The sequence below is a fragment of the Croceibacterium aestuarii genome (assembly GCF_030657335.1).
GTDB lineage: Bacteria > Pseudomonadota > Alphaproteobacteria > Sphingomonadales > Sphingomonadaceae > Croceibacterium_B > Croceibacterium_B aestuarii.
In genome coordinates, this window is sequence record NZ_CP131039.1 from 2,265,717 (window position 1) to 2,289,572 (window position 23,856).

23 protein-coding genes and 1 tRNA gene are annotated in these 23,856 nt (G+C 64.5%); 6 read left to right on the forward strand and 18 right to left on the reverse strand.

Annotated elements, in window-relative coordinates; all coding sequences use genetic code 11:
• Positions 1–75: 75 nt before the first annotated feature.
• From Q7I88_RS11240 to hflX, 4 genes are all read left to right on the forward strand, one after another.
• Entirely contained in the window at positions 76–2,220 is a 2,145-nt protein-coding gene (locus Q7I88_RS11240; protein ID WP_305096006.1) for a sensor histidine kinase, read from the forward strand.
• A gap of 19 nt (positions 2,221–2,239) precedes the next feature.
• A complete protein-coding gene (gene ntrX, locus Q7I88_RS11245; RefSeq protein ID WP_305096007.1) occupies positions 2,240–3,616 on the forward strand; it encodes a nitrogen assimilation response regulator NtrX in 1,377 nt (458 codons plus the stop codon).
• Between the two features lie 151 nt (positions 3,617–3,767).
• On the forward strand, positions 3,768–4,337 hold the full coding sequence (gene hfq / locus Q7I88_RS11250) for an RNA chaperone Hfq (protein ID WP_305096008.1): 570 nt from the start codon (positions 3,768–3,770) through the stop codon (positions 4,335–4,337).
• 44 nt (positions 4,338–4,381) lie between these two features.
• Positions 4,382–5,653: a GTPase HflX gene (gene hflX / locus Q7I88_RS11255; RefSeq protein ID WP_305096009.1), complete on the forward strand. Its 1,272-nt coding sequence runs from the start codon at positions 4,382–4,384 to the stop codon at positions 5,651–5,653.
• Here the strand turns inward: hflX and mazG are convergent.
• The 12 genes from mazG to Q7I88_RS11315 all read right to left on the reverse strand — a co-directional run bounded on the left by mazG (position 5,648) and on the right by Q7I88_RS11315 (position 16,354).
• A complete protein-coding gene (mazG, locus tag Q7I88_RS11260) occupies positions 5,648–6,409 on the reverse strand; it encodes a nucleoside triphosphate pyrophosphohydrolase (protein ID WP_305096010.1) in 762 nt (253 codons plus the stop codon). The two genes, hflX and mazG, sit on opposite strands and share 6 nt — an antisense overlap.
• 53 nt (positions 6,410–6,462) lie before the next feature.
• Positions 6,463–6,630, reverse strand: coding sequence for a hypothetical protein (locus tag Q7I88_RS11265; RefSeq protein ID WP_305096011.1), 168 nt, complete (start codon positions 6,628–6,630; stop codon positions 6,463–6,465).
• Positions 6,627–7,397: an MBL fold metallo-hydrolase gene (locus Q7I88_RS11270; RefSeq protein WP_305096012.1), complete on the reverse strand. Its 771-nt coding sequence runs from the start codon at positions 7,395–7,397 to the stop codon at positions 6,627–6,629. The genes Q7I88_RS11265 and Q7I88_RS11270 overlap by 4 nt, the downstream gene beginning before the upstream one ends.
• A complete protein-coding gene (locus Q7I88_RS11275; protein WP_305096013.1) occupies positions 7,394–8,170 on the reverse strand; it encodes a TatD family hydrolase in 777 nt (258 codons plus the stop codon). Before Q7I88_RS11275 ends, Q7I88_RS11270 begins: the two co-directional genes overlap by 4 nt.
• Positions 8,170–9,732, reverse strand: a complete 1,563-nt coding sequence (metG, locus tag Q7I88_RS11280) for a methionine--tRNA ligase (protein ID WP_305096014.1) — start codon at positions 9,730–9,732, stop codon at positions 8,170–8,172. Before metG ends, Q7I88_RS11275 begins: the two co-directional genes overlap by 1 nt.
• Positions 9,725–10,675, reverse strand: a complete 951-nt coding sequence (locus Q7I88_RS11285; RefSeq protein ID WP_305096015.1) for a DNA polymerase III delta subunit-related protein — start codon at positions 10,673–10,675, stop codon at positions 9,725–9,727. The genes metG and Q7I88_RS11285 overlap by 8 nt, the downstream gene beginning before the upstream one ends.
• A complete protein-coding gene (gene tmk / locus Q7I88_RS11290) occupies positions 10,675–11,310 on the reverse strand; it encodes a dTMP kinase (protein WP_305096016.1) in 636 nt (211 codons plus the stop codon). Before tmk ends, Q7I88_RS11285 begins: the two co-directional genes overlap by 1 nt.
• Positions 11,310–12,485, reverse strand: a complete 1,176-nt coding sequence (locus tag Q7I88_RS11295; RefSeq protein WP_305096017.1) for a D-alanyl-D-alanine carboxypeptidase family protein — start codon at positions 12,483–12,485, stop codon at positions 11,310–11,312. The genes tmk and Q7I88_RS11295 overlap by 1 nt, the downstream gene beginning before the upstream one ends.
• A gap of 36 nt (positions 12,486–12,521) precedes the next feature.
• Positions 12,522–13,583 (reverse strand): SPOR domain-containing protein, encoded by a 1,062-nt coding sequence (locus Q7I88_RS11300; RefSeq protein WP_305096018.1) that lies wholly within the window; start codon positions 13,581–13,583, stop codon positions 12,522–12,524.
• Complete coding sequence (locus tag Q7I88_RS11305; RefSeq protein ID WP_305096019.1) at positions 13,567–14,583, reverse strand: lytic murein transglycosylase; 1,017 nt, start codon at positions 14,581–14,583, stop codon at positions 13,567–13,569. The genes Q7I88_RS11300 and Q7I88_RS11305 overlap by 17 nt, the downstream gene beginning before the upstream one ends.
• Before the next feature lie 79 nt (positions 14,584–14,662).
• Positions 14,663–15,529: a DUF8021 domain-containing protein gene (locus Q7I88_RS11310; protein WP_305096020.1), complete on the reverse strand. Its 867-nt coding sequence runs from the start codon at positions 15,527–15,529 to the stop codon at positions 14,663–14,665.
• A 48-nt stretch (positions 15,530–15,577) separates the two neighbouring features.
• The gene (locus Q7I88_RS11315) at positions 15,578–16,354 is read right to left on the reverse strand and encodes a DUF8021 domain-containing protein (RefSeq protein WP_305096021.1); all 777 of its coding nucleotides are present in this window, start codon (positions 16,352–16,354) and stop codon (positions 15,578–15,580) included.
• Between the two features lie 126 nt (positions 16,355–16,480).
• Here Q7I88_RS11315 and Q7I88_RS11320 point away from each other — a divergent pair.
• Positions 16,481–16,570: transfer RNA gene (locus Q7I88_RS11320), tRNA-Ser, on the forward strand.
• Positions 16,571–16,578: 8 nt separating this feature from the next.
• Here the strand turns inward: Q7I88_RS11320 and Q7I88_RS11325 are convergent.
• The 5 genes from Q7I88_RS11325 to Q7I88_RS11345 all read right to left on the reverse strand — a co-directional run bounded on the left by Q7I88_RS11325 (position 16,579) and on the right by Q7I88_RS11345 (position 20,913).
• Entirely contained in the window at positions 16,579–16,746 is a 168-nt protein-coding gene (locus Q7I88_RS11325; protein ID WP_305096022.1) for a hypothetical protein, read from the reverse strand.
• Positions 16,747–16,831: 85 nt separating this feature from the next.
• Complete coding sequence (gene lpdA / locus Q7I88_RS11330; protein WP_305096023.1) at positions 16,832–18,241, reverse strand: dihydrolipoyl dehydrogenase; 1,410 nt, start codon at positions 18,239–18,241, stop codon at positions 16,832–16,834.
• A 189-nt stretch (positions 18,242–18,430) separates the two neighbouring features.
• Positions 18,431–19,219, reverse strand: a complete 789-nt coding sequence (locus Q7I88_RS11335) for a dienelactone hydrolase family protein (protein WP_305096024.1) — start codon at positions 19,217–19,219, stop codon at positions 18,431–18,433.
• 4 nt (positions 19,220–19,223) lie between these two features.
• Positions 19,224–19,556 carry an acyl-CoA thioesterase gene (locus Q7I88_RS11340; RefSeq protein ID WP_305098600.1) on the reverse strand — a complete coding sequence of 111 codons (333 nt, stop codon included), beginning with the start codon at positions 19,554–19,556 and terminating at the stop codon, positions 19,224–19,226.
• A gap of 55 nt (positions 19,557–19,611) precedes the next feature.
• Positions 19,612–20,913, reverse strand: a complete 1,302-nt coding sequence (locus Q7I88_RS11345) for a pyruvate dehydrogenase complex dihydrolipoamide acetyltransferase (protein ID WP_305096025.1) — start codon at positions 20,911–20,913, stop codon at positions 19,612–19,614.
• Positions 20,914–21,040: 127 nt separating this feature from the next.
• On the opposite strand from Q7I88_RS11345, the gene Q7I88_RS11350 reads away from it, so the two are divergent.
• Entirely contained in the window at positions 21,041–21,493 is a 453-nt protein-coding gene (locus Q7I88_RS11350; protein ID WP_305096026.1) for a universal stress protein, read from the forward strand.
• A gap of 26 nt (positions 21,494–21,519) precedes the next feature.
• Here Q7I88_RS11350 and rnr read toward each other — a convergent pair whose 3' ends face one another.
• Complete coding sequence (gene rnr, locus Q7I88_RS11355; RefSeq protein WP_305096027.1) at positions 21,520–23,817, reverse strand: ribonuclease R; 2,298 nt, start codon at positions 23,815–23,817, stop codon at positions 21,520–21,522.
• Positions 23,818–23,856 lie beyond the last annotated feature (39 nt).

The following is a 23,856-nucleotide window of genomic DNA, read 5'->3' on the forward strand; positions in this document are numbered from 1 at the left end:
GTCCCCCATCCGCCTCCTTCACGGACCAGGCATTCACCCCGCTGGTGGAGACGCGCGCTAGTCACGTCGCGCCGGATGAACCTGTTTTTCTGGCTCGAAGTCTTCGCCGCGGTCGTGCTGGTCGGGATGCTCGCCAGTTCATGGCTAGCCCTGAGACGCAGCGGAGAAACCAGCGATCCGCTGCCTTCGCTGCAAGCTGCCGCCCTTCTGGTTGGTACGCTGATCCCAGCGCTGGCCCTGGTGGTCTTGTGGGGCCGCCGCATGGCCATTCGCCGTGCCGGCGACAGCAGCGCGAGGCTGCACGTCAAACTGGTGTTCTTCTTTTCCTTGGTCGCCGCCGTGCCGACGCTGCTTGTCGCCGTTTTCGCGTCGATCCTCTTCCAGTCGGGCGTCGAATTCTGGTTTTCCAGCAGCAACCGCGGGATCCTTGAAGATGCAAGCCGGTTGGCACGCGGCTATTACGACGAGAACCAACGCTCGCTCGCAAACAATACGACGACGATGGCCGGTGACCTGCGTTACGTGATCGAGCGGATTCCGCTCACCAGCCCCGATTTCTCCGAACAGTGGGTTGGGCAGATACTTCAGCGCGAACTCAGCCGCAGCGCTATCGTGCAAGTCGGGCGTGATGGGGAAATGGTCATTCCCGCAATCGTCGACCCGGACGACGGCGAGCTCGTCAAGCGAGCGGTCCGCAATGCACTTCCGGCTCTTCGTGCCGGGGAGGGCGTTGTCGTGGCACTGGGACAGGACCGCGTGGAGGCGGTCACGCCGATCGACCGCGACGCGGGAATCTACCTCTACAATGCTCGCAACTCGGACGCGCTGGCGCGCAACCAGTGGGAACGCGCCCAGTCGGTCCTCGCGGCCTACGACCAGCTGACGGGACAGGCCCGCAGCAGGCAGCTGCAGTTCAACGTGGCCCTGTTCGCGTTTTCGCTCGCGCTCGTCCTGCTCGCCGTGTGGTTCGCCTTGCGATTTGCCGATCGGCAGGTGCGTCCGCTGACCGACCTCGTCGCCGCGGCACGCCAGGTCGGCGGCGGCAATTATGCCTTGCGGGTCGAGGGTCGCACCGGACCCGACGAAATCGGTCTGCTCAACCGCGCCTTCAATCGCATGACCGGACAGATCGAACAGCAGACCGCGGCGCTCGTGGGTGCCAACAAGCAACTCGCCGAACGCCGCGCGTTCATCGAGACGGTGTTGCAGTCCATCACGGCGGGGATCGTTTCGGTCGACCGGGCGGGCGAAGTGCAATTGATCAACACTTCGGCGCAGCAACTTCTCCTCGGCCGCACCGGACCTTCGGCCGTGGGGCGCAAACTCGAAGACATTTCGCCCGAAATCGACGCGTTGATGCGCAGTGGATCCGATCACGGACTGGTCCAGAAAAGCCATGAGGGCGAACTGTTGACGCTTGCGGTCAGGCTCGCTCCGGCCGCGAACGGATGGGTCATCACCTTCGAGGATATCACGCGCCAGCTGATCGACCAGCGGCAAGCGGCCTGGTCGGACGTCGCGCGGCGCATTGCCCACGAAATCAAGAATCCGCTCACCCCGATCCAGCTCGCCACCGAGCGACTCAATCGGCGCTATCGGAAGCAGATCGAACAGGACGTCGAGCTGTTCGACGAGCTGACCGGCACGATCATCCGCCAGGTCGGCGACCTCAGGAAGATGGTCGACGAATTCTCCTCGTTTGCGCGTCTGCCCAAACCGGTGTTCCGGCAGGAAGATGCCGTCGACCTGGTGCGGCAGGCGATGTTCCTGCAGGAAGTCGCCAGGCCCGAAATCGATTACCGGTTCAGCGCCCCGGAGCACATGCCGTTACTCGCGTGCGATCGGCACCAGTTCGGGCAAGTCATGACCAATGTGCTGAAGAACGCGGCCGAAGCGATCGAGGCAAGGCGCAAGGATTCCGAGCCGGACTATCGCGGCAGGATCGGTGTGGAGGTCGGGCTTAGCGATCGGTTCTTCAGTGTAACGGTTACGGACAACGGCGTCGGTTTACCAAGCCACGGCAGCGATCGGATCCTCGAGCCTTACGTGACGACGCGGGAGAAGGGCACCGGACTGGGCCTGGCGATCGTCAAGAAGATCATCGAGGAACACGCCGGAGACATGACTTTTGCGAGCAACGGGGATGGGGAGGGCACCACGGTAACCCTGCGCTTTGCGCGCGATCCGGTTGCCAACGGCAAGGCCGAGGCAGCCGAATGACTATCATGGAGAATACATAATGGCGCTCGACATCCTTGTAGTCGACGACGAGCATGACATCCGCGAGCTGGTCGCCGGGGTCCTGAGCGACGAGGGCTACGAGTGCCGCACGGCTGGCGACAGCACCAGTGCACTCAAAATGATCGACGAGCGTCGTCCCAGCCTCGTGCTGCTCGATGTCTGGCTCCATGGCAGCCAGATGGACGGTTTGGAACTGCTCGACGAAATCAAGCAGCGCGAACCCGCGCTTCCGGTGATCATATTCTCCGGCCACGGCAATATCGACACGGCAGTCTCCGCGGTCAGCCGAGGGGCCATGGATTTCATCGAAAAGCCGTTCGAAGCCGAACGCCTGTTGCTGCTCGTTGCCCGCGCTACCGAAACCGAACGGTTGCGGCGGGAGAACGAGCGATTGCGCGAAGGCTTCGTCCAGACCGACGAATTCACAGGCAACTCGAGTGCGATCAACGCAGTGCGCGCAACGCTCAAGCGCGTGGCGGGCACCGGAAGCCGCGTGATGATCACCGGGCCGGCGGGCGCCGGCAAGGAAGTCGCCGCGCGGCTGCTCCACTCATGGAGTCCGCGGACGGACAAGGCCTTCGTCACCGTCAACTCGGCTCGGATCACGCCCGAGCGCTTCGAGCAAGAGCTGTTCGGGGAAGAAGAAGACGGCAAGCTCGTTCGCGCCGGCCTGCTGGAGCTGGCGAATGGGGGAACGCTCTATCTCGACGAAGTGGCCGATATGCCGGCGAGCACGCAAGCCAGGATTCTGCGCGTCCTGACCGACCAGAGCTTTGTCCGCGCCGGCGGCAATCGCCAGATCGGAGTCGACGTGAGAGTCGTTTCTTCGACCTCGCGCGATCTCGAAAAGGAGATAGAGGAAAAGCGCTTTCGCGAAGACCTGTTCTATCGTCTCAACGTCGTCCCGGTTGCGATCCCTCCGCTGGCCGAGCGGCGCGACGACATTCCCGCGCTGGCGGAGCATTTCTTCACCCGTTACGCCAGAGAACAGGGTGTGCCGGCTCCCGGCGTCGCTCCGGAAGCGCTCGCCGCGTTGCAGGCTTACGACTGGCCGGGGAATGTTCGCCAACTGAGAAACGTCGTCGAACGCACCGTCATCCTGGCACCGCGCGATCGACTTGAAACGATCGAGGCCGATATGCTCCCGGACGAAGTAACCGGTCGGTCCGCTGACAGTGGGCAGAGCATCTCGGCCTTGATGGGCGTGCCTCTGCGCGAGGCGAGGGAAAGCTTCGAGCGCGAATATCTGCGGATCCAGATCCGCCGGTTCTCCGGCAATATATCGAAGACTGCCGGGTTCATCGGGATGGAGCGGTCGGCCCTTCATCGCAAGCTGAAGTTGTTGGGAATGGGCGACCGCGACGGTTCGAGTTGACATTCGGTTCAGGAACCGCATCAACTGTCACAGATTGGAAAGACTGACTCTCTAGCAGAGGGCAGAGTTGGACCATGGCCGGCCCGGGAATCCGGGCCAGAATGCGGTCGCCCCGATGCGGCCGCCAATAACGAAGAAGGAAGAATGGCCCATGAACAAGCCGACCCTTTCCGCGCGGCCGCGCGCTCCCCGGGAAACAGCAGCACCCGATCCGGCCCCTGCGGCTGGCAACAAGGGCGCCAACCTCCAGGACATGTTTCTCAATCACCTGCGCCGCGAGAAGATGCCGGTGACGATGTTTCTGGTGAAGGGCGTAAAGCTGCAAGGCATTGTCACTTGGTTCGACAATTTCTCGATCTTGCTGCGGCGGGACGGCCAATCGCAGCTGGTCTACAAGCACGCCGTCTCCACCATCATGCCCAGCCAGCCACTCGACGCGGGCCAATTCGCCACCGGACCGGACGCGCAGCGCAAACAGCGATTGCTGCAGGACGTGTTTCTCAGCCGCGTGCGCGAGGCGACGGTGCAAGTGACGATGTTTCTGGTCAACGGCGTCATGCTTCAGGGCCGGATTGCCGCCTACGACCTGTTCTGCATTCTCCTCGAACGCGAAGGTTTTGTCCAACTGGCCTACAAGCATGCCGTGTCGACAATCCAGCCAGCGGCGCCGGTCGATCTGACCAGCGAGTGGGATGACGAAGACGGGGGCAACGACTCCTGAGCTTCGATGATGAAATAGGGGAAGTCTCCCGGGGCGCGCGAGCGTTGGTGCTGTGTCCCGACATCCGCGGTTCGCGCAACGACCAGGATCCGGAGTCGCGCCTCGAAGAGGCCAAAGGGCTAGCGCTGGCAATCGGCTTGGTCGTGGCGGATGCCGAGATTGTACCGGTGCGTGAAGTGCGCCCGGCGACTTTGTTCGGGCAGGGCCAGATCGAGCGTATCGCCAGCAATTGCGAACTGCACGAAGCCGATCTCGTCATAGTCGACGGCGCGTTGTCGGCTATCCAGCAGCGCAACCTCGAGGAAAAGCTCAAGCGCAAGGTCATCGACCGAACGGGTCTGATTCTCGAAATCTTCGGCGAGCGCGCGGCAACGGCGGAGGGCCGCTTGCAGGTGGAACTCGCGCACCTCGACTATCAGCAGAGCCGGCTGGTCAGGAGCTGGACCCACCTCGAGCGCCAGCGCGGTGGTTTCGGGTTCCTCGGCGGCCCAGGGGAAACGCAGATCGAGGCCGACCGCCGCATGATCCGCGACCGAATGGCCCGGCTGCGCCGAGAACTAGAGCAGGTCAGGCGAACCCGCGCCCTGCACCGCAAGCGGCGCGATCGGGCCCCGTGGCCCGTCGTCGCCCTCGTCGGGTACACCAATGCCGGAAAGTCCACGCTCTTCAACCGTTTGACCGGTTCCGATGTCATGGCGGAAGACCTGTTGTTTGCCACGCTCGATCCAACCATGCGGGCGATCTCACTGCCCGGCGTCGAAAAGGCCATATTGTCCGATACCGTGGGATTTATTTCCGACTTGCCAACCCAGCTCGTCGCCGCCTTCCGCGCCACGCTCGAAGAGGTCACCGAAGCCGATCTCATCCTTCACGTACGCGACATCGCCAATCCCGACAGTGCGATGCAGAAGCGCCAGGTCCTTTCCGTGCTTCAGGACCTCGACGTCATCGGCGGGGAGGGGGGCGAAACCTCGATTCCGATACTCGAACTGTGGAACAAGTGGGACCTGCTCGGTGCAGACCGCAGCGCCGAGCTCGCCCCGCTTGCGGATGCCGATCCCGACATATTGCCGCTTTCGGCCATTAGCGGTTTCGGCATCGATGCAGTGCTCGCCCGGATTGGCGCCATTCTTACCGAAGGCGCCAAGGTCCACAGCATCACCCTGCCTGCCGGCGACGGCGCGCGCATCGCATGGCTGCATGCGCATGGCGAGGTTCTCGACGAGGTCGAGGCGGGAGAAGGGGAGCGCGGACCGCTGCGCCGTCTCGACGTACGCCTCAGCAAAAAGGACCTCGGGCGTTTCGAGACCCTATGAGCCGAGCTTGGGTTCGCCGCGTTTGACCAGTTGCCAGAGAGCTTCCTGCTCATCGAGCGACAGGCCGGCGAACGTCTGCTGCCCGCCCGCCGCATGTTCCATCGCCCTGAAGCGTCGCTCGAATTTGGCATTTGCCTCGCGCAAGGCATCTTCGGGCGCGATGCCGTAGGCGCGGACCAAGTTCACGGCGGCAAACAGCAGGTCCCCCGCTTCCTCCACCTGTTCGCTGGGTTCCGCTTCGGCAAGCTCGATCATCTCTTCGGCGAGCTTTTCGGCCGGTCCGATCGCGTCGGGCCAATCGAAGCCGGCTCTGGCAGCTCGCTTTTGCAGCTTGTCGGCGCGCATCAGCGCCGGCAGCGCGCGCGCGACGCCGTCAAGTGCGCTTTGCGCCCCGCCGGAAGCGCGTTCCTCCTCCTTTAAGGCTTCCCAACCGGGAGATTCCGCAACGTCGCCAAAGATGTGCGGGTGCCGCGCTTCCATCTTGTCCGAGATAGATCGCGCGATGTCGGCGAAATCGAATACCCCGGCTTCTTCAGCCATCCGCGCATGGAACACCACCTGGAGCAAGAGGTCGCCGAGTTCGTCGCGCAGTGCGAGCATGTCCTCGCGTTCGATAGCGTCGGCGACTTCGTAGGCTTCCTCAATCGTATAGGGTGCGATCGTCGCGAAATCTTGCGCGCGGTCCCATTCGCACCCGGTTTGCGGATCACGCAGGCGCGCCATGATCGAGAGGAGGCGGTCTAGCTGGTTCGACATACTACGACGATAATATATATTATGTTAATTACAAAAGAGGATGGCGGCACCCTTCAGGCCCCCATGGTCCGAAAAACTATCGCGACGACAACGAAAATCGATGCCCAGATAAGCACATAAAGCAGGACCTTGCGCCCGGAAACGCGATAGGATCTGAAGCCGGCCACCGCCAGGATCAGCCAGCCGACGAGCACGATGATCGACAGGACGTCAGGTGTCATCCGAGATCGATCTCAAGGCCGTCGTATCCCACAATCACATCGTCGGGCGTCTCAGCCGACAAGGTTGCGTAGTCCATGCTCTTGTCGAGATGCGTCAGCACGGTCAACCTGGCGTCGGTTCGAGCGGAAAAATCCAGAGCCACATCGAGACTTGCGTGGGTCGGATGGTTTTCGCGCCGCAGACAGTCCGTAACCAGGATGTCCACGTCCGAAAAGAGCTCGACCATCTCATCAGTAATTTCGCAGAAATCCGTCGTATAGCCAATAGACTTGCCATCGGTTTCGAACCGGAAACCCGTGGTGTTCATATTGCCGTGCGGCATCTCGCAGCTGGCGACTCCAAAGCCTGCGACAATCTTGACGCGATCGAGCGTCTCGAGCTGGACGATCGAGGGATAGCCGTACTGGCCGGCGAAGACATAGCTGAAGCGCTGGCGCAAGCGCCGGACGGTTTCGGTCGAGGCGTAACCAGGCAGCGCCGCATCGCGCCCGAACCGCATCGGTCGCAAGTCGTCGATCCCGTGGCAGTGGTCCGCGTGATCGTGCGTCCACATCACGGCATCGACCGAGAGTATGCCGGCGCTCAGGAGCTGCTGGCGCAGGTCCGGCGAGGTATCGACCAGAATGCGCTGGCTCGCGGCGCTTTCGACGATGATCGACACCCGGGTTCGGCGATTCTTGGCTTCGTTTGGATCGCACAGGCCCCAGTCATTGCCGATCCGCGGCACCCCAGTCGAGGTGCCGGAACCAAGCATGAGAAGCTTCACGATCGAGTCTTCTTGAACAATCGGTGGAAGTTGTTCGTCGTCGTCTCGGCAATCGTTTCAACCGTTTCGCCGCGTAACTCGGCGACGAATTCGGCGGTGCTGCGCACATAGGCCGGCTCGCACCTCTTTCCGCGGTAGGGCACGGGCGCCAGGAACGGGCTATCCGTTTCGACCAGGAGGCTGTCCGACGGGATTTCTTTCGCGAAATCCTGCAGTTCGCGGGCATTCTTGAAAGTTACGATACCCGACAGCGAGATCGTCAGGCCGAGGTCGAGCATCTGGCGGCCGAACGGCGCCGATCCAGTGAAGCAATGGATAACCGCCGGGAAAGCCCCCTTCCCCAGTTCCTCGCGCAGAATCTGGTAGGTATCGTCCTCGGCATCGCGAGTGTGAATGATCAGCGGCAAGCCTGTTTCGCGCCCGACGGCGATGTGCGTGCGGAACAGCGCCTGCTGCACGGCCCGGTCCGACTTGTCGTAGTAGTAGTCGAGCCCGGTCTCGCCGAGGCCAACCACGCGCGGGTTGCTCGCAGCTTCGCCCAAGGCCCCGGCGCCCAGATCTGCATGCTGGTCGGCTTCATGCGGATGGATTCCAACCGTAGCCCACACGTCGCTCTCGCGCTCAGCCGTGCCGACGACCCGGTTCCATTCGCTCTGCCTGGTGGAAATGTTGAGGAAGCCGCCAATCCCCGCCGCCCGGGCCCGATCGAGGACACCCTGCTGGTCCTCGGCTAGGCCTTCGTATTCGAGGTGGCAATGACTGTCGATGAGCATCACGCGTCCGCCTCTGCAGGCATTTCGATCCGCGGAAACAGACCTTTGGGCTTTACGAGACGGAAGTCGCTCTCGGCCAGCTGCGGATACCAGTGCGAACGGATGCCTTCAAAATCGCGCAACTCGGAGGCAAGGCCCATTGCGTCGAGCAGCTTTGCCGAAGTTTCGGGCATGACCGGCTGCACCGCCACTGCGAGCTGCGCAATCACGATGTACAGCGTCGCCAAGACCGTCTGCATCCGCTCGAAATCGGTCTTGCGCAGCGCCCACGGAGCTTGCTCGTCGATGTAGGCGTTGCAGGCGTAGACTGCGCCGATCCAGGCCTCGAGCGCCTGAGCGAAGGCGAGCGTATCGTAATTTGCCGGCATCTCCTGAAAGATCACCCGGTCGACGTGCCCGAACAACGCGGTGTCCGCGTCGGTGTGGCCAGAGATCGGCGGAACGACCCCGTCGCAGTTCTTGAAGATCAGCGATAGCGTCCGCTGCGCGAGATTGCCGAAACTGTTCGCCAGTTCCGAATTCGACCTGTTTACAATTGCTTCGACCGAATAACTTCCATCCTGCCCGAAGGTGAACTCGCGCAGCAGGAAATAGCGCAACTGGTCGACCCCGAAGCGATCGGCAAGCTCGTGCGGATCGGTCACATTGCCGAGCGACTTGGATTCCTTCTGGCCGCGGTTGAGCAGGAAACCATGGCCGAATATCGCTTTCGGCAAAGGCAGGCCGGCGCTCATCAGGAACGCCGGCCAGTAAACTGCGTGAAAACGCACGATGTCCTTGCCAATGAGGTGGACATCGGCGGGCCAGAAGGTCGCGAAGTCTTCCGTCTCGTCGGGATAGCCGAGCCCGGTCAGGTAATTCGTCAAGGCATCGACCCAGACGTACATGACGTGGTCTTCGGTGCCGGGAACGCGCACACCCCAGTCGAAACTGGTGCGGCTTACCGAGAGGTCGCGCAGTCCCCGCTCGACAAAGCTGCGCACTTCGTTGAAGCGCGTCGCCGGGCGCACGAATTCAGGGTTGTCGCGATAGAACCGCAACAGCGGCTCCTGGTATTTCGAAAGCCGGAAGAACCAGCTTTCCTCCACCGTCCATTCGACGGGAGTGCCCTGCGGCGAAAGCTTCTCGTCCCCTTCCCCCTCGGTCAGCTCGCTCTCGTCGTAGTAAGCCTCGTCGCGGACCGAGTACCAGCCCTCGTAGCGGTCGAGATAAAGGTCGCCGCTCTTCTCCATCGCTAGCCAGATCGCTTGGCTCGCGCGGTGGTGCTCGTCCTCGGTGGTGCGGAAAAAACGGTCGTAGGAAATATTCAGCCGGTCGAACAGAACGCGAAAGTGGCTCGACATCTCGTCGGCCAGTGCACGCGGCGTAATGCCGAGGTCGCGCGCCTTCTGCGCCATCTTCAGGCCGTGCTCGTCGGTTCCCGTCTGGAACCGCACCTTGCGTCCGCGCATCCGCTGGAAGCGCGCAGCGACATCGGCCGCTATTGTTTCGTAGGCATGACCGATGTGCGGCTTGCCGTTCGGATAATGGATCGCCGTGGTGATGTAATAGGGCTCAGCCATGGGCCGGCTCCCTACGGGTGCCGAGGGCGGCGAGCAAGCTGCCGATTTCCATCACTAGGAGACCGGGGTCGAAATTGTAGGTCGGCGCCTGCGCCGAAAGGACGCATAGTTCGGTGTGCGCTTCCGCCAGCGCAGGAAGGGCAGGAACCTCGGTTGCATTCATGGCATCGGCGACCACCGCCCTGGCGAGTTCGATGGCGGCCATTTGTTGCTGCCGGTCGGGACGTGCACCGATGGCTTCCGCCAATCGGCCGCGGATCGTGAAATCCTCGTCGCCCTCGCGAACGAGCCGCTCCATGAGCTGGTGAAGGTCGCCGAGACCCAGTTTGACGAAATCGAGCGCTGCACCCGGGGAACCGGCGGCGGCGGCAATGGCCGCCATGCGGGTTTTCTGATCTGCCTGTGGCACTTCGCGTTGTAGGATTCTGTCGATCTCCGATGCTTCGACGAGCGGGAACCGAAGAATCCGGCACCGCGAGCGGATGGTCGGCAGCAACCGTCCGATACGATGCGCGATGAGCAGGAAGAAGGTGCCCGCAGGCGGCTCCTCGAGGCTTTTGAGCAGCGCGTTCGAGGCGTTGGGCTCCATGTCGTCGGACGGGTCGATGATCACCGCTCTGCGCTCGCCGAGGGTGGGCCGGGTCGTGAGCCGCCGTTGCATCGCGCGTACCTGGTCGATGGTGATGTTGCGCTTGCTCTCGAAGGGCTTTCCCTCGTCGCGCTTTGCCGCTTCCTTCTCATCCTTCGGCAAATGCGTCAGGACGATGATGTCGGGATGATCGCCGGTTACTGGGCCGCCGACCAGTTCACGCGCGGCGGCGAGGGCGAAGGGGCCCTTCCCTACACCCCGGCGGCCGGACAGCAGCCAGGCGTGGTGCATTCTCTCCCCGGCGAGTGCTGCACGCCAGGTGCGCCAAGGCTCGTCGTGCCCGACGTATTCCATCAGCTGCCGGCCAGAAGCGGTTGGATTGCCTTAACGATGGCTGCCTGGGTGGCGCCGATCTCACCTGAACCGTCTATTGTCGCAAAGCGATTAGGTTCAAGGTTTGCAAACCGCGCGAATGCGTCGCGCACCCGGCGATGGAAGGCCCCATCGCGGCCGCCGATGCGATCGCTTTCGCCGCCGTCGCGGCGCGCCAGCCGCTCGGCTATGTCACCCTCGGGTACGTCGATCAGGATCGTCAGGTCGGGCAGCAGACCGTTCGAGCCGAACCGGTGCAATTCCATGATCGCCTCGTCGTCAAGACCTCCGCCACCGCCCTGATAGGCACGGCTCGAATCGAGGAAGCGGTCGCTCACTACCCACGCGCCGCGGTCCAGTGCCGGGCGGATCAGCCGCGCCACATGGTCGGATCGGGCCGCTGCGAAAAGCAGCGCTTCCGCCTCCGCCTCCCACCCGTCGCCGGAAGGATCGAGCACGAGACCTCGGATAGCCTCCCCCCCGGGGGTTCCACCCGGTTCGCGCGTTACGACGACCTCGAAACCCTGCCCGCGCAGGTGCTCGGCGAGCAGTTTCGCCTGTGTCGACTTGCCGGCGCCTTCGCCGCCTTCGAACGCAATGAACCGCCCGCGCGCCATCAGAACAGGCCCGCAACACCGTTGCGTAGACGTTGCCAGGCGTTGGCCGGATCCACAGCTTCCGCGGCGACGAGCGGAACGTCGTGTGGCTCCTGACCCGGAACCGTAACGCGCAGCGTGGCAATCCGCTCGCCCTGCTTTATCGGCGCCTCGACCGGGCCTGTGTAGCGTAAGGAAAAACCCGCGCGCGACCCCGGTGAGCGCGGCAGATTGGCGAAGACTTCTGCTTCCGTGCGGACCGGCACGGCCAGCACCGAGCCATCCTGCACCTCAACCTCGCCAATCGCTGCACCCGCAGGGAGCAGCCGTTCGCTGGTGAAGTTGTCGAAACCCCATTCCATCAGCCGGCGAGCGGCACGATTGCGGATCGGGGCGGTCGGAGCGCCGGCGAGTACGAGGGTCAGGCGACGTCCGCCGCGCACGGCGGAGCCGACGAAGTTGTAACCTGCCTGCCGGGTATAGCCGGTCTTTATGCCATCGGCGCCGGGCACCACGCCGGTGATCGGATCGTGGTTGTTCTGGGTAATCTCGTGGAAGCGCAACTGCTTGTGCCCGATGAAGCGCTTGTAGAGCTTGGGAAACCGGGTCGTCAGCGCTTCCGCCAGGATGGCGAGGTCGCGGGCGCTGGTCCAGGTTCGCCCCTCATCGGGATAGCCGTTCGGGCTCCCGAAGTGACTGTTGCGCATGCCGAGTTTACGGGCGTTCTCGTTCATCAAGGCGAGCCAGCCGCTGTCGCTCCCCGCCGCAGCGCGTCCGACGGCCACGGCTCCGTCGTTGGCGGAGACTGTCGTTACTCCGAGCAGAAGCTGGCCGATGGTCAGCTCGTCTCCCGTTTCCAAGAAAAGCGTCGAGCCCTCCCCGCCCCACTCGTCGGCGAGATCCTTGTCGATAACGACCTTGCGGTCGAGCGACAGCTTGCCGCGGTCGATCAGGTCGAAAGCGGTGTAGACGGTCATGATCTTGGTGACCGATGCCGGAACAAAGCGCCGATCGGGTTCGCGCGAAAACAGCGTTTGGCCGGCCGACTGATCGACGAGCAGGGCAACGGGGATTTCCGGATCGACCGGGCTCTCGCCCTCGGCCTGCCTGCCAGACTCCAGGGTCTCGGGCGGCGCGGAATAGGCTGTCGTCGCCAGCAGCGCAGTGCCCAGAATCGTCGCAATAAAGTGTTTCAATCTCGCTCCCACCGCCGGGCGATGGAGCCCGGCGCGTCAGCCGTTGGTGAAGATTCGTGCCCCGCTATAACCCGCGGCCCGAACCTTTGCGAGGCTCGCCTCGGCCTGTCCCCGGGTTGAGAACGGGCCCGTGCGGATGCGGTAGAGCGAACCGCTCTGCGTAACCTGCCCACCAATCGCCTTGGCCACCCGCTGGGCATTGGCGAAGGAGCTGAGTGCGGCCGCCTGCACGACGTAGACACCGTCGCTGGCCGGTTGAGGCCGCGCTGCGGGGGGCTGGCGCGGTACCGCGGTCTTCGGGGGCAAAGCCGAAGCCTGTGACGACCGGCTCGCTCCCTGGGGAGCCTGAGCCCGCTCGAGCGGCGGAAGTGCCGGGGCGGTCACTGTGCGCGGCGGGCTGGCGGTGGCTTGAGCCGCAAGCGGCGCCGATGGCGCAGGAGGCCGGCCCGCTACGCTCGGTGCGACTGGTACGCTGGCAAGCGGTTTGGGGGGCTCACTGCGCGTAAGTTGCGCCGATCCGCTCTGCGGCAGCCTGCGTTTGAGCACCGCGAGCAAAGCTTCGGGCGTATCCATGCGCGGCGGAACGTTCCGCTTGGCGCGCAGCATGGCGCGCTCGTCCTCCGGCGGATTGACCCGGCGCACGCGGACCGGCGCGCCAGGGGCAATGCCAAGCTGCGCAAAGGCGGCAGGCGAGAGCGCGACCAGGGCATCGCTGTCCATCGGACCGCGCCGCTCTATCCGGACCAAGACGGTCTTGCCGCTATCGAGCGAGGTAACCTCGACATAGCTCGGCACCGGAAGCGTGTGATGCGCGCCCGAAACGCCTGCGGCCTCCTCGGCGGCGGCATAGCCGACTTCGTCGTAATTGAGCGTGTCGCTGGGCGTGAAGAGCGTCGCGCCGATGCGGTAGGGATCGCCCACGACCACGGGGTAGTCGGCCGCCGGACCGATGCTTGCGGATTGATAGGCTGCTCCGCCGGGCGCCGAAGCGACGTCGCTCTCAGCGCCTCCGGCGCAGCCGCTCAGCGCGGCCGAGGCGAGGGAAACCAGACCGATGCACAGGGCATGGCGGGGGAAATGATCAACGGGCAATCTCATCTGCAAGCAATCCCACACTCATCGCGTAGTAATTCGAACAGTTATATTCGAGGATAACCCTATAATTCTGCGTTAAGAGGTAAGCGGGCGCCGCGGGTCCATCGGGTTCGAACAGCGATGCGATCACGTCGTCGGCGATGGCGGCCTGCGGAATTACCCCTCTTTCGCGCCATTCTCTGACGCTCATCCACTTACTGTGGCGGATGTGAACCCGCGGGCAAACCGGCGAGACGAGATTGCTCTCGATGGCACCGCGCTCGACGCTGTTAGGGGCATAGGCGCGCACGCCCCAGGGCTGGCCTTTGCGCCAGCCGGCGTCGCGGAAGTAGTTGGCGATCGACGCCAGCGTATCGGCCTCGTTGTTCCAGATGTCCGCCTGGCCGTCCCCGTCGCCGTCCTGAGCAAGCCGCAGGTAGACGCTCGGCAGGAATTGCGGGTTGCCGAAAGCGCCGGCCCAGCTGCCGACGAGACGGCTGCGCGGGACGCCGCGGTCGACCATCTTGATGGTGTCGATCAGTTCGGCTTCGAACAGATCGCGGCGGCGCCCTTCCCACGCCAAAGTCGCCAAAGCGCCGGGCAGGTCGAACCCGCCTTTGACCGCGCCGTAGCTCGTCTCGTGGCCCCAAATTGCCAGCAGGATCGGTGCGGGCACGCCGTACTCGCTTTCGACCCGCCGCGCGATCGGCCCAAGTTGCGCGTACATGCGCTGCCCCTGCTCGATCCGCGCGCGAGTGTTATGGCTCGCGATATAGGGAGCAAGCGGGGGGAACCCGCTCACGCTGCCGCCCGACGAGAGGTTGCCGCGATCGAGCGAGATTACTCTCTGGTTCGGCTCAAGCCCATCGAGCACCATCCGAATCGCGGACTCGCTTGCGCCTTCGGCCCGCGCCTTGGCGGCAACGAGCTGGAGATAGGAATCGAACGGCAGGTCCTGGGCATCGGCGACGCCGCCGACTGCGAGCAGGGCCAGGAGCGGAGCGAGACGAACGGGAAGCTTCATGCGCGCCACCCTCGCACGCCTCGCCCGAGCTGTGAATCCCCTCCGCTCTGAAATGCGCCGAACCGCGGCCCCGTTGCGCCTAGTCCTTGAAATCCGGGTGCATCTTCGGGTTCTTCTTGAGCATCTCGGCGAAAGAATCGAAGCCGCAATTGTCGTCACCGAGGCAGTTGGTGACGGTGTGGACGTAGCGAATCTTGCCGTTCTCGATGCGGAACAGGTGGCTGTCCGGCCGTTTGTTCGGGCCCATCTTGAGGAACACGTCGACCGCGCCGATCACCGGGTCGATGACGTACTCCCGATCCGTCATGTCGATGTTGTCGGGCACACCGACGTTGCAGGTCTCGGCGGTGGTGTAGACCGAACCTTCGAGCCGGTTGCACGGCGTGCCCCATGGCACCTGCACGGATTTGTCCTTGAACAGGTCGAGATAGGCATCGGCCGCGGCCTTGAGCTCGGCCGGGGTGTTGCGCTTGTCCTCCGGGATTTCCGACCACTCCTCGCGGCGGGCGTATTCGTAGGTGTACTTGGCGTCGAACAACCAGTCGCCCGTGGTCGTGGAGATGACCTCGAAATTGCCGGCATTGCCTCCGCGAGCGCCGAACTGCACGGCGATTACGTAAGGTTTCTCGCCCTCGTAGCTGACCAGTTCGAGGAATACCTTGCACTGGTCCGTATCGAGCAGCGCGCGGTGGAAATTGACCGGCATCGCGGTCGAGAGCGTGCCCTGCGACATCGTCGAGAGCTCGCCGTTCTCGTGATAGGTCACCCAGTTGCCCATCGGGATGTACAACGGCAGGCCCTCGGTCTGAGCCTTGACGTACTTGTCGGCCATCTCCTGCAGTTCGGCCCGCGTGCACGTTCCCCCGAAGAACTGCGCCGCGGCGGGACTCGCCGTCGCCATCGTTGCCGTCGCGACCACGACGGCGGCCAATTTCGAAACCTTCACTTCGCTCTCCTCAGCAGAGTCTTCATCTGTTTGCCCACCGCCGACGCTTTATTGCGAGGGGGTGACTGCATGAACGTGGCGGATCTTGCCGTCCTCGATCCGGAAAATTCGTGAATCCTGAGGACCCTCGGCCTCGCCTCGGTTGGACACCACGGCGACCGCGCCCTTGGCTTCGTCGACGGTGAACTCGCGGTCGACGAAGGCCGCGCCCGGCGCAGGTTCGCAATTCGTGCTGTAGGCGCCATTGTCGATCCTGTCGCACGACGGTGCGAGCGCTACGTCGGCAGCGCCGCCGCCAGCGCGATCGAGATAGGCGTTGGCCAGCGCCAGAAGCGCTTGGCGCGTGTCCCGCTTGCCGGCCGGGATTTCGCTCCAGTCCTCCTTGCTCGCATACGCATAGGTCTTCTTCGCGTCGAAGTTCGCATCGCCTTCGCGCACGACGGTCGAGCGGATCTGGCCGAGGCCGTTGAAAGTCCAGGCCAGCTGCGTGGTCACGACATAGGGCACGGGCTTGAGAATCACGCCGTGCACCAGCACGTGACAGGTGCCGGTGTCGACCAGGGCGAGATGCCAATCGAAGTCGGACGGCTGCGAGATAACGCCGGTCGCAGTGGAGACGAGCTGGCCGTTTTCGCGGTAGTCGACCCATTCGCCGACCGGCAGGGTAAAAATCGAACCCTGTTTTTGTCCCTCGACATACTTGGCGGCGATGTCGTCGAGCGTGTCGCGCGAGCACTGGCCTTGCGCTGCGGCCGACGAGGCCGCGCCGAGCGAAACCACGGCGCAGGCCGCCGCGATCCCTGTCCTGACACCCTTCAGGTTCATGTCGTCGATCCTCTCTCCCTGCCGCGCGGGTCGGCGTGCGACAGCCCGATTGATTTTGTCTAATTGATCGTAGAACCAGAGTCACGGGTGACAAGTCCGCATTTCGGCGATAGCCGCGGCACGGACGGATGGGTGGCCGAGTGGTTTAAGGCACCGGTCTTGAAAACCGGCGTGGGTTCACGCTCACCGTGGGTTCGAATCCCACCCCATCCGCCAACCCTCTGTCAGGCCAGCTGGTCGTCTTCCTCGGGAATCCGCTCGCCCTTCTGCGGTTTGAACCCTCCCCACCGCGGGGCCGGCCCTTGCGCGGCGTGGCGCCGGCGATGATCTAGGCTGGGATTGCTGCTCGAGAGGTCGAACAGCAGGACGTCTTCGTGGGTCTCATATTCCATCGCTGCTCTCCTCATTCCCGAAATGCCGCAACGGCGGGGCGGTTCCGGGGCGAGAAAGGCAAATGCGACGAACGGTTTACCGCGCTCAGATATGCAGCGCGCGGCCGTATGCGGCGAGCACCGATTCGTGCATCGATTCGGAAATTGTCGGGTGCGGGAAAATCGAATTCATCAGCTCCGCCTCGGTGGTCTCGAGCGTCTTTCCGACGACATAGCCCTGGATCATCTCGGTAACCTCGGCTCCGACCATGTGCGCGCCGAGCAACTCGCCCGTCTTCGAGTCGAACACCGTCTTGGTGAAGCCCTCGGCCTCGCCCAGCGCGATCGCCTTGCCGTTGCCGATGAACGGGAACATGCCGACCTTTACTTCGTAGCCGGCCTCCTTCGCCTTCGCCTCGGTCAGGCCGACGCTGGCGATCTGCGGATGGCAGTAGGTGCAGCCCGGGATGTTGTTGCGGTCGAGCGGGTGCGGGTGGACGTCCTTGTTACCCAGTTCCTTCGCGATCGCTTCGGCGGCGGTGACGCCTTCGTGGCTCGCCTTGTGCGCCAGCCACGGCCCAGGGACGCAGTCGCCGATCGCCCACAGGCCCTTCGACTTCGTGCGGCCGTAGGGATCGATCCGGATGAACCCGCGGTCCATCTCGACCAGGTTTTCCAGTCCCACATTCTCGGTGTTCGGGACGATGCCGACGGCCACGATACAATGGCTGAATTCGGCGGTCTGAACCTTGCCGTCCTTGCCCTTGATCTTCGCGCTGACGCTCTTGTCGGAAACCTTGAGTTCCTCGACCCCGGCACCGGTCAGAATCGTCATGCCCTGCTTAGTCAGCGATTTCTCGAGGAAGGCGGAGACGTCCTTGTCCTCGACCGGCACGACGCGGTCGAGCATTTCGACCACGGTCACCTCGGCGCCCATGTCGTTGTAGAAGCTGGCGAACTCGATGCCGATCGCGCCCGAGCCGATGACCAGAAGCTTGGTCGGCATTTCGGGCGGGGTCATTGCGTGGCGGTAGGTCCAGACGCGTTTGCCGTCGGCAGGAGCGAACGGCAGGTCGCGAGCGCGGGCGCCGGTGGCGACGATCACGTGCTTGGCGGTGATCTTCTCTTCGCCCTTCTCGCCTTTCACGGTCAGGCTGTTCGGGCCGGTCAGCGTGCCCGTGCCCATGTGCACCGCGATCTTGTTCTTCTTCATCAGGTGAGTGACACCGGCGTTGAGCTGCTTGGCGACGCCGCGGCTGCGCTTCACGACCGCCTCGAGGTCGGCCTCGATCTCCTTGGCCTTCAGGCCGTAATCGCCAGCGTGCTGCATGTAGTGGAATATCTCGGCCGAGCGCAGCAGCGCCTTGGTCGGGATGCAGCCCCAGTTGAGGCAGATACCGCCGAGCAGCTCGCGCTCGACGATCGCGGTCTTGAGTCCGAGCTGCGCGCAGCGAATCGCTGCGACGTAGCCGCCGGGCCCGGAGCCAAGAACGATGACGTCGTATTGTTCAGCCATTTACCTTCAACCTGTCGCTACGCGTGAGACATGGACCGGGTGTTACACGGTCCAGGGGAGAAAAAATTCGTCCCGCTGCGAGCGCTGCGACGAGCGCGGCGAAGCGGCGGGAATCCGGGCGGACACGAGACATGGGCGGGAGATGGACGTTTCGCGCCGTGTAGGAAAGCAGTTTGCCTGCCTGTCCTGTCATCGGCTGCGGCACTCCGCCGGCGCATTGGCCGCCACCAGGCGCTCGTCCCTGAACGCGGTCACCGCAAGGTGCGAAGCGAGCTCGGCCTCGGGCTGGAATTCGAACCTGCCGCCGTTGTAGATCACCGGCTTTGCAAGCGAGGGGATGTCGAACCCGTGGTGCGCGCCGGGATAGTGCATGACGGTAAACTTGGCCGGGTCCGCCGAAGCCTTGACGAAGGCATCGAGCCTGGCTGGCGAGACCAGCTGGTCCTCGTCGCCCTGCAGCACCAGCACCGGCACCTTGGCGGCGAACCCTTCCCCCGAACCGGGAAGCGCCGGGTAGAACCCGATCGCGCCGATCAGGTTGGCCGGCGGTTCGGCAGCAAGTTGCATCGTGCCGTTGCCGCCGAACGAGAAGCCCATCACGAAGCCCGGGCATTGCAGGTCGAGCCAGCCCTTGGCCTTCGCAGTGGCCAGCGCGTCGATGGCGACCGCCTGCTCCATCTTCGGGGGAGGAGCCTGCCCCGCCCCGGGGATCAGCGGTGCGGCGGCCTGGTAGTGGAGCACCAGGACGTCGTAGCCGGCCTCGTTCCACTCCCTGGCAACGTCGAAATAGAAGTGCCCGTCGCCAAACACATCGATCCCGCCGCCGCCTGGCAGCATGAGCAGCCACGGATGCGCCGCGCCGGGCGTCTTGGCTTCGCTCGGGTAGTAGTGGCTGGCCGCGGTCTGCGCATCCTGCGCCGGCGCGGACGCGGCGGTGAGTGCAAGAGCAAGCGAGGCGACAAGAGCAAGTTTCATCATCGCCTCAGCGCTCGATCACCCGCGGGCGCTTGTCGGCGTCGACCGCGACGAAGGTGAAAATCGCCTCGGTCACCTTGACCGCGTCGTCCTCGTGCCGGTGGCGGCGCCAGGCTTCGACCGCGATCTTCATGCTCGTGCGGCCGATCGACTGGATCTCGCAATAGACCGAGACTTCGTCCCCCACGGTGACCGGGTGGTGGAACTGCATCCCATCCATCGCCACGGTCACCGCCCTGCCCTTGGTCCGCCGCGCGGCGACGAGCCCGCAGGCCGAATCCATCAGGCTCATCAGCCAGCCGCCGAAGATGTCGCCATAGGCGTTGGCGTCGGCCGGCATGGCGGTGACGCGGATGGCGGGGTCGCGAAATTCAGTCAATTCGCGCTCCTTGCGATCAAGCCACCAGCCCCAACGGCTTCTCGCACAGTTCCTTGAACACCTTCATCAGCTCGGCGCCGTCGGCCCCGTCGATGGCGCGGTGGTCGAAGCTGCCGGTGGCGCTCATCACGGTGGCGATCTGCAGCGCGTCGTCGACCACGTAGGGGCGCTTCTCGCCTGCGCCGATGGCCATGATCATCGCCTGCGGCGGATTGATCACCGCCTCGAACTGCTTGATACCGAACATGCCCATGTTGGAGATGCTGGCGGTGCCGCCCTGGTATTCCTGCGGCTGCAGCTTGCCCTCCCGGGCGCGGCCGGCGAGGTCCTTCATCTCGGCGGAGATCTGCGACAGCGACTTCATACCCGCATCGACGATGATGGGGGTGATAAGTCCGCCTTCGATCGACACCGCGACCGAGATATCGGCGCGGCTGAACTTGAGCAGAGTATCGCCGGCGAACTGCACGTTGCATGTCGGAACGCGAAGCAGCGCCTTGGCCAGCGCCTTGATCAGCATGTCGTTGACGCTGACCTTGACCCCGTCGCCCTCGAGCGCGGCGTTGATCTGACTGCGCAGCTTGAGCAGCGCGTCGAGCCGGATGTCCACGGTGAGGTAGATGTGCGGGATCTGCTGCTTGGATTCGGTGAGACGACGCGCGATGGTCTTGCGCATGCCGGAGAGCTTTTCGACCTCGTGCGGAATGCCGAAGTCCTGAGCCGCAGCGGGCGCAGCGGCGGGCGCTGCTGCTGGCGCCGGTGTTGCGGCGCCGGGCTTGGCGCCTTCGACGTCGGCCTTGACGATGCGGCCGTTCGGCCCGCTACCGGTGAGCGAGGCGAGGTCGATACCCTTGTCGGCCGCGATCCGCTTCGCCAGCGGCGAAGCGATCACGCGGTCGCCGCCGCTCGTCGCCCCAGCGGAAGCTGGGGCCGCTTTCGGCTTGGCAGGAGGCTGCTCGGTTTCGACAGCGGTCCCAGCTTTCGCTGGGACGACGGATTCTTTCGCAGCTTCCGCCTTGGGCGCCGGGGCCGGCGCGGCATCGCCGCTTGCCGGCTTCACTTCGGACGGATCCTCGCCCTCTTCCGCCAGCGTCGCGATGACGGTCCCGACCTTCACGCCCTCGGTGCCCTCGGCCACGGCGATGTCGGCAATCGTGCCTTCGTCGACCGCCTCGAATTCCATCGTCGCCTTGTCGGTCTCGATCTCGGCCATGATGTCGCCGGAACTGACCTTGTCCCCCACCTTGACCAGCCAGCGGGCAAGCGTGCCCTCCTCCATGGTCGGCGAAAGTGCGGGCATCTTGATGGCAATCGGCATGGGTTCGCGTCGATCCTGTCGGTCGGTCCTTGTTTGGCCCGTCTCTGGCGAATTCGCAGGCCATCGGCAAGGTTCTTGCTAGCGGCGGTTTCGGCAGATACCACCGGCGGCCGGGGGACGAGAACATATGCGGGTCTATCTGGCGATCATCGACGAGACCGAGGAAGCCCACCTGGCGCTGCGCTTCGCCGCGCGGCGTGCGGCCGACACCGGCGGGTCCGTGCACATCCTGGCACTGGTCCCGCGCCAGCAGTTCAGCGCCTTCGGCGGCGTCCAGGCGACGATCGAGGAAGAGGCCCGCGACCGCGCCGAGGTGATGGCCAATTCCGCGGCCGGCGAACTCTTTTCCGAAAGCGGCCGAATGCCGCAAATCGCCGTGCGAGTCGGCGAAGGGGTGACCGTCATCAACGAATATCTCGACTCGCACCCCGAGGTTGCCGCGTTGGTCCTCGGCGCGGCCAAGGAGGGCAACCCAGGGCCGCTCATCAGCCACTTCTCGGCCCATTCGGGTTCGCTGCGCTGCCCGCTGTTCATCGTGCCCGGGGGCCTGGGCGAAGAACGGATCGACGAGCTGAGCTAGTTTTTTCCCCGCGATGGGGGAAAGGTCTACCGCTTCTTGCCCTTGCCCTGATGACGGATGTTGCCCGGGCGGCCGCGCTTGCCTTGCGGGCGGCGCGGCTTGTCCTTCCCGTCCTTGGCTTTCGGCCTGCCCTGCCCCCTGCCCTTCCTCTCCGGGCGGTTACCGCGCGGTTCGATCCTGTCACCCTTGCCGTGCGGCAATTCGAACTTGAGCGCGCCGGTCAGCGGGTTGGCCTCGCCGAGCCGCAGCTCGAGCCGCTGGCCGACGACGTATTTCTCTCCGGTCTTTTCGCCGATCAGCGCCTGTGCGGCCTCGTCGTAGCGGAAATAGTCCTGGCCGAGGGTCGAGACGGGGACCAGCCCATCTCCGCCGAAGCCGAGGATCGTGGCGAAGAAGCCGAAGCTCTGCACCCCGGTGATCCGAGTCTCGAACACCTCGCCGACCTTGCCGGCCAGCCAGGCGGCGACATAGCGGTCGATGGTATCGCGTTCGGCCTCCATCGCCCGGCGCTCGGTCACGCTGATCAGGTCGGTGACCTTGGAAAGGTCGGCGCGGTCCTGCTCGGACAGTCCGCTATGCGCGGGGATGCTCCCCTTTGGGGCGGGCTGCTCGAGGTGAAAGCTGTCCACCAGTGCGCGGTGAACCAGAAGGTCCGAATAGCGCCGGATCGGCGAGGTGAAGTGGGCATAGCTGCCCAGGGCGAGGCCGAAGTGACCGGCGTTCTGCGGGCCGTAATAGGCCTGCGTCTGGCTGCGTAGCACCGCCTCCATCACCAGCGCCTTCTCCGCCGGGTCGGCAACGTCCTTGATCATGCGATTGAACAGGCCGGGAGTGATGACCTGGCCGAGCGCAAGGTTCTTGCCGATCGACTGGAAATAATCCTTGAGCGACAGAAGCTTCTCGCGCGTGGGCGGCTCGTGGATACGGTAGACGACCGGGCTGGCCTTGCTTTCCAGCGCCTTGGCCGCGGCCACGTTGGCGGCAATCATGAAGTCCTCGACCACGCGGTGGGCATCGAGCCGTTCGCGCACCGCGATCTCGGCGATCTTACCCTCCTCGTCGAGCACCACCCGGCGCTCGGGCAGGTCGAGATCGAGCGGGTCGCGGTTCTCGCGCGCCTTGTTGAGCAGCTTCCACGCGCCCCACAGGTTGCGCAGCTGGACCTCCTCGCCCTCCCCGTCGAAACGCGCCTGGGCATCCTCGTAGGCGACGACCTCGGCAATGCGGACCAGGGCGCGGGTGAAGCGGAAATCCTTCACCCGGCCGTGCTTGTCGATCGACAGGTGGCACGCCATCGCCGCGCGATCCTCGCCCTCGCCGAGCGAGCAGACGTCGGCGCTGAGCACTTCGGGAAGCATGGGAACGACACGGTCGGGAAAGTAAACCGAGTTGCCGCGCTTCCTCGCCTCGCGGTCGAGCTTGCTGCCGGGGCGGACGTAGAAGCTCACGTCGGCAATCGCGACGATGGCGCGGTAGCCGCCTTCGCCGTCGGGTTCGGCCCAGATCGCATCGTCATGATCGCGCGCGTCGGCCGGGTCGATGGCGATGATCGGCACATCGCGCAGGTCCTCGCGCTTGTCCTCGCTCAGCGGCAGCTTCGCCGCCGCTTCGGCCTCTGCCAGCACCTCTTCGGAGAAGACGTGGGGGATGCCGTACTTGTGAATGGCGATGAGGCTGTAGGAGCGCGGGGCGAGCGGGTCGCCGAGCACTTCGGTCACCTTTACTCCCGCCTTGGCCCCGCGGCCGATCGGCTCGGCGAGCACGAGGTTGCCGGTCTCGGCGGCTCCGATGTCCTTGACCGGGCTCGACGTGCGAATGCGCTTGTCGACTGGCGCGAGCCAATGCCGGCCCGATGCATCGGTCTCGATCACGCCGAGCATCGACTGTTCGGCAGCGGGCAGCTTCTTGATCGGATGCGCGCGCCAGCCCTTGCCTGCTTCCTCGGTCCGGGCGAGGACGCGGTCGCCCTTCTTCAGCGCCCCGCCCTTCTTGCTCTCGACGATCCGCACCCGCGGCGGCGGCGTTGCGTCGTCGGGCTCCCAGGTGTCGGGGATCGCCAGCGGATAGCCCTCCTCGACGTCGACCACGCGCAGCACGGTGACCTTGGGCAAACCGCCCATCCGGTGATAGGCGCTCTTGCGACCGTCGATCAGGCCCTCGTCGGCCATGTCGCCGAGAAGCTTCTTGAGGGCGATCTTCTCCTGCCCCTTGAGCCCGAAGGCACGGGCGATCTCGCGTTTGCCGGCTGGGCCATCGGCGGTGCGAATGAATTCAAGGACCTGCTCCTTGCTGGGCAGGCCATGGGCTTTCTTGCGCTGTTGCATCGGCGCGATATGGCGAGCACGCAGCCTCGGCGCAAGGCG

Bases quoted from the DNA above. Each gene is read 5' to 3' on its own strand.
- Q7I88_RS11300 (WP_305096018.1), bottom strand. From the start codon at position 13,583: ATGAGATTGCCCGTTGATCATTTCCCCCGCCATGCCCTGTGCATCGGT.
- Q7I88_RS11315 (WP_305096021.1), bottom strand. From the start codon at position 16,354: ATGAACCTGAAGGGTGTCAGGACAGGGATCGCGGCGGCCTGCGCCGTG.
- Q7I88_RS11340 (WP_305098600.1), bottom strand. From the start codon at position 19,556: ATGCCGGCCGACGCCAACGCCTATGGCGACATCTTCGGCGGCTGGCTG.
- lpdA (WP_305096023.1), bottom strand. From the start codon at position 18,241: ATGGCTGAACAATACGACGTCATCGTTCTTGGCTCCGGGCCCGGCGGC.
- Q7I88_RS11240 (WP_305096006.1), top strand. From the start codon at position 76: ATGAACCTGTTTTTCTGGCTCGAAGTCTTCGCCGCGGTCGTGCTGGTC.
- Q7I88_RS11275 (WP_305096013.1), bottom strand. From the start codon at position 8,170: ATGCTCATCGACAGTCATTGCCACCTCGAATACGAAGGCCTAGCCGAG.
- Q7I88_RS11325 (WP_305096022.1), bottom strand. From the start codon at position 16,746: ATGGAATATGAGACCCACGAAGACGTCCTGCTGTTCGACCTCTCGAGC.
- Q7I88_RS11350 (WP_305096026.1), top strand. From the start codon at position 21,041: ATGCGGGTCTATCTGGCGATCATCGACGAGACCGAGGAAGCCCACCTG.
- tmk (WP_305096016.1), bottom strand. From the start codon at position 11,310: ATGGCGCGCGGGCGGTTCATTGCGTTCGAAGGCGGCGAAGGCGCCGGC.
- rnr (WP_305096027.1), bottom strand. From the start codon at position 23,817: ATGCAACAGCGCAAGAAAGCCCATGGCCTGCCCAGCAAGGAGCAGGTC.
- hfq (WP_305096008.1), top strand. From the start codon at position 3,768: ATGAACAAGCCGACCCTTTCCGCGCGGCCGCGCGCTCCCCGGGAAACA.
- Q7I88_RS11335 (WP_305096024.1), bottom strand. From the start codon at position 19,219: ATGATGAAACTTGCTCTTGTCGCCTCGCTTGCTCTTGCACTCACCGCC.
- Q7I88_RS11345 (WP_305096025.1), bottom strand. From the start codon at position 20,913: ATGCCGATTGCCATCAAGATGCCCGCACTTTCGCCGACCATGGAGGAG.
- Q7I88_RS11285 (WP_305096015.1), bottom strand. From the start codon at position 10,675: ATGGAATACGTCGGGCACGACGAGCCTTGGCGCACCTGGCGTGCAGCA.
- ntrX (WP_305096007.1), top strand. From the start codon at position 2,240: ATGGCGCTCGACATCCTTGTAGTCGACGACGAGCATGACATCCGCGAG.
- Q7I88_RS11305 (WP_305096019.1), bottom strand. From the start codon at position 14,583: ATGAAGCTTCCCGTTCGTCTCGCTCCGCTCCTGGCCCTGCTCGCAGTC.
- metG (WP_305096014.1), bottom strand. From the start codon at position 9,732: ATGGCTGAGCCCTATTACATCACCACGGCGATCCATTATCCGAACGGC.
- Q7I88_RS11265 (WP_305096011.1), bottom strand. From the start codon at position 6,630: ATGACACCTGACGTCCTGTCGATCATCGTGCTCGTCGGCTGGCTGATC.
- mazG (WP_305096010.1), bottom strand. From the start codon at position 6,409: ATGTCGAACCAGCTAGACCGCCTCCTCTCGATCATGGCGCGCCTGCGT.